This is a genomic window from Aeromonas sp. 1HA1 (genome assembly GCF_029237385.1).
Classification (GTDB): Bacteria; Pseudomonadota; Gammaproteobacteria; order Enterobacterales; family Aeromonadaceae; genus Aeromonas; species Aeromonas popoffii.
On record NZ_JAACGC010000137.1, the window covers coordinates 1 to 3,452 of the forward strand.

The 3,452-nt window shown below is 62.3% G+C and carries 7 protein-coding genes; all 7 read left to right on the plus strand.

Features of this window, described 5'->3' with window-relative positions:
- Nucleotides 1–98: 98 nt before the first annotated feature.
- Nucleotides 99–1,187 carry a site-specific DNA-methyltransferase gene (locus GWQ22_RS21000; RefSeq protein ID WP_275931561.1) on the plus strand — a complete coding sequence of 363 codons (1,089 nt, stop codon included), beginning with the start codon at nt 99–101 and terminating at the stop codon, nt 1,185–1,187.
- Nucleotides 1,174–1,635: a glycoside hydrolase family 104 protein gene (locus GWQ22_RS21005; RefSeq protein ID WP_275931562.1), complete on the plus strand. Its 462-nt coding sequence runs from the start codon at nt 1,174–1,176 to the stop codon at nt 1,633–1,635. The genes GWQ22_RS21000 and GWQ22_RS21005 overlap by 14 nt, the downstream gene beginning before the upstream one ends.
- A 53-nt stretch (nt 1,636–1,688) precedes the next feature.
- Nucleotides 1,689–2,087, plus strand: a complete 399-nt coding sequence (locus GWQ22_RS21010; RefSeq protein WP_275931565.1) for a hypothetical protein — start codon at nt 1,689–1,691, stop codon at nt 2,085–2,087.
- Entirely contained in the window at nt 2,023–2,214 is a 192-nt protein-coding gene (locus GWQ22_RS21015) for a hypothetical protein (protein WP_275931563.1), read from the plus strand. The genes GWQ22_RS21010 and GWQ22_RS21015 overlap by 65 nt, the downstream gene beginning before the upstream one ends.
- Complete coding sequence (locus tag GWQ22_RS21020; protein ID WP_212514526.1) at nt 2,211–2,474, plus strand: putative phage tail assembly chaperone; 264 nt, start codon at nt 2,211–2,213, stop codon at nt 2,472–2,474. The genes GWQ22_RS21015 and GWQ22_RS21020 overlap by 4 nt, the downstream gene beginning before the upstream one ends.
- Nucleotides 2,475–2,518: 44 nt before the next feature.
- Nucleotides 2,519–2,659 (plus strand): hypothetical protein, encoded by a 141-nt coding sequence (locus tag GWQ22_RS21025; protein ID WP_212514525.1) that lies wholly within the window; start codon nt 2,519–2,521, stop codon nt 2,657–2,659.
- 3 nt (nt 2,660–2,662) lie between these two features.
- On the plus strand, nt 2,663–3,452 hold a 790-nt coding region (locus tag GWQ22_RS21030; protein WP_275931564.1), incomplete at its 3' end, for a phage tail tape measure protein.

Genomic DNA, 3,452 nt, shown 5'->3' on the forward strand with positions numbered 1-3,452 from the left:
TTGTCGGTGGCATGGTCGGCCTTATCGGTGTGGAGACCATTCGCGGCCTTGCCGAGCGCTGGCTCAACACCAAATTACCGAAGGAGTGAACAGTTGTGATGACTGATCAAATGCAGATCCACAAAATTAACGAGCGGCTCAAGCTGGTCAACGCCGACTCGCTGGCCTACCTCACCACACTGCCCTCCCACAGCCTGGATCTGGTGGCCGTCGATCCCCCTTACTACCGGGTCAAAGATCTGGATTGGGACAACCAATGGCCCAACGTCGGGGCCTATCTGGATTGGCTGGAAGCGTGCGTGATTGAGTTTGCCCGCATCCTCAAGCCCAACGGCTCGCTCTATCTGTTTTGCAGCCCCAGCCTCAATGCCGACATCGAGCTGCTGGTGCGCAAGCACTTCAATGTGCTGAGCCACATCGTTTGGGCCAAGCCCTCGGGCGTGTGGAACCGGGCGGACAAATCAGCCTTGCGCAACTTCTGGCCCGCTAGTGAACGCATCATCTTTGCCGAGCAGCTGGGGGCCCACAGCAGTGCCCAAGCCAGCGGGTATCGTCAGGCCTGCCAAGCACTGCGTGGCCAGGTGATGCAGCCGCTGATCGACTACTTCCAGCAGGCCAAGGCCGCCTGTGGCATTTCCAACAAAGAGATCGACCAGGCCCTGGGCTGCCAAATGGCGGGCCACTGGTTTGGCCGCAGCCAGTGGAGCCTGCCAAGCGAAGCGCAATATGCCCGCCTGCAAGCCTTGTTCGCCCGCAAAGCCCGCGCCCTGTGCCTGCCCCATCGCGAGCTCAAAGAGACCTATCAGGGACTGCATCGCACCTATCAGACCCTGGTCGCCAGTTATGACCAGCTCAAGGCCGAGTATGAGCAGCTGCGCCGCCCGTTCAGCGTCAGCAAAGAGGTGCCGTTTACCAATGTGTGGACCTACCCCTCGGTGCAGGCCTACCCGGGCAAGCACCCGTGCGAAAAGCCCGCCGCCATGATGGAGCACATCGTGCGCACCAGCAGCCGGCCGGGGGACGTGGTGGGGGATTTCTTCATGGGCTCTGGCGCGACGGGCAAGGCTGCCTGGCGCCTTGGTCGCCGCTTTATCGGGGTGGAGCTGGAAGCCCCCCGGTTTGCCCAGACCTGCCAGGAATTTCAGACCCTCATCAGCCAGGAGGATACCCACCATGGCGCGCAGTAACTGCCACCCGCAAATGGCCGCCTTTCTGGACATGCTGGCCTATGCCGAGGGCACCAAAGGGCTCGGCGATGATGGATACAACAAGCTGGTCAACCCGGCGGGGTTCTTCACCGACTACCAAACCCACCCTAATGTGTCCGTCATCGTCAGGCCTGGCTTGGTCAGCACCGCAGCAGGGCGTTACCAGCACCTGTCGCGGCACTGGCGGCACTATCAAATGCTGCTGGCGCTGCCGGATTTTGGCCCTGAGTCGCAAGACACCTGGGCCATCCAACTTATCCGTGAGCGCCGCGCCTTGCCGGACGTGGAGGCTGGCCGCATCGCCCAGGCTATCGCCAAGTGCGCCAACATCTGGGCCAGCCTGCCCGGTGCCGGCTATGGCCAGCGCGAACACAAGCTCGCTGACCTACTGGCCAAGTTCACCGAATTTGGCGGGGTGCTCGCATGATCAACATCAAGGGTCTGATCTCCTCCTTTTTTCCCATTATCACAATTGGAACCATGTTGGCGATTGGGTGGGCGTTCAGCTCGATGGGTGGTCACATCAATAGCTTGCGGGACGAACTGGCCACCGCCAACGAGACCATCACCACCCTGCAGAGCGCCAACGGCCAGATGGACAGCGAACTCCAGACGCTGCAGCGAGAAGAGAGGGGGCTGCGCACGCTGCTCGCCCACCAGAACGCCGCCCTGACCGAGCTCGACCAACAACAGAGGAAAACCGCCGATGACTTGCAACACGCCCTGGCCACACCGCCGGCGGGCCGCCCGGATTGTGCTCGCGAGCCTCTGCCTGTTGGCGCTCTGCGCCTGCTCCAGCCAGCCAAGGGCCGTGGTGCACACCCAGGTGGTGAAGCGCCTACCGCCGCCGGGGCTGGTGCCCCACTGCCCGGAGCCTGAATTTAATGGCACTACCTGGGGCGAGGCCGTGGCCTTTATCCCCACCCTGCAGGGCGCACTGCGCCGCTGCCAAACCCAACTCAACACCCTAAACGACTGGATAACCCAAGAGGAAACCACCCCATGAGCAAGCAAACCATCACCCTGACCATCGCCGGCACCGACATCTGCTTTGAACCCACCCTTGTGGCCTACAACAGCTACATCAACGGGCTGTCAATGAGCGACAAGGTGGCGCCGTCCCATCAGTACCTCAAGCGCATCGTCTGCGCACAGAGCAAAGAGGCGCTGGACACGCTGCTGGCTCGCCCCGGCGCCGCGCTGCAGGTCGCCGCCAAGGTCAACGAGCAGTTCGCCCCTGACCTGGATATCGAAGTAAAAAACTGACGGCGCGCGCCGAGGCAATCGACAACAACCAACTGGAGCAGGTATTGGCGCTGCGGCGCCATTACCTGCCCCATGAGGAGGACGACCTCGACAGCCTGGCCCGCGCCATCTGGTTAGACAAATACCACGCCCAACGTGACGCCCGCGCCGTTGCCGAGGGCATCGCCGCCGCATTCAATGGATAAATCATGGCTTCTGTCACTGAACAACTGATCATGAGGATTGCCCTGATAGATGCCGTCACCCGGCCGCTTGAGGGCATCAACAACCAGCTGAACATGGTGAAGAACACCGCCAAAAGTGGCTTGGCCAATATCGCAGGCGGTGGGGCCGCCATGCTGGCCGGCACCTTGGCCATCCAGAATGCGCTGGCGCCCGCCATCGAAATGGACCGGGCGCTGGGCGAAGTGGCCTCGCTTGATGTCCATGAAAAAACCCTCAAACAGCTCTCTGACACCGCCCTGCAGTTCTCGGTGGACTATGGCGAATCGGCCAGCGCGTTCGTCAGTGCCTCCTACGATATTCAATCCGCCATCGCGGGGCTTGAGGGTAACGAGTTGCCCACCTTTGCCCGCGCCTCCGGGGTGCTGGCCAAGGCCACCAAGGCCGACACCGCCACCATCACCAACTACATGGGCACCCTGTACGGCATCTTTGAGCAGCAGGCCAAGCGGATGGGCAAGGCCAACTGGGTGGAAGACGTGGCCGGCAAGACCGCCACCGCCGTGCAGATGTTCAAAACCACCGGCCAGGGCATGACCGACGCCTTCAAGGGCATTGGCGCCAACGCCACCGCCGCAGGGATCTCGATGGACGAGCAGTTCGCCGTGCTCGGCCACCTGCAGGCCACCATGGGCGGCGGCGAGGCTGGCACCAAGTTCAAGTCGTTTCTGTCCGGGATTGGCAGCGCCCAAAAGGCGCTGGGCCTCACGTTCACCGACTCGGCGGGCAAGATGCTGCCAGTGCTCGACGTGCTGG

What these genes read in the sequence shown, in the direction of transcription:
- GWQ22_RS21000 (WP_275931561.1), top strand. Translation starts at nt 99, where the DNA reads ATGACTGATCAAATGCAGATCCACAAAATTAACGAGCGGCTCAAGCTG.
- GWQ22_RS21005 (WP_275931562.1), top strand. Translation starts at nt 1,174, where the DNA reads ATGGCGCGCAGTAACTGCCACCCGCAAATGGCCGCCTTTCTGGACATG.
- GWQ22_RS21010 (WP_275931565.1), top strand. Translation starts at nt 1,689, where the DNA reads ATGTTGGCGATTGGGTGGGCGTTCAGCTCGATGGGTGGTCACATCAAT.
- GWQ22_RS21020 (WP_212514526.1), top strand. Translation starts at nt 2,211, where the DNA reads ATGAGCAAGCAAACCATCACCCTGACCATCGCCGGCACCGACATCTGC.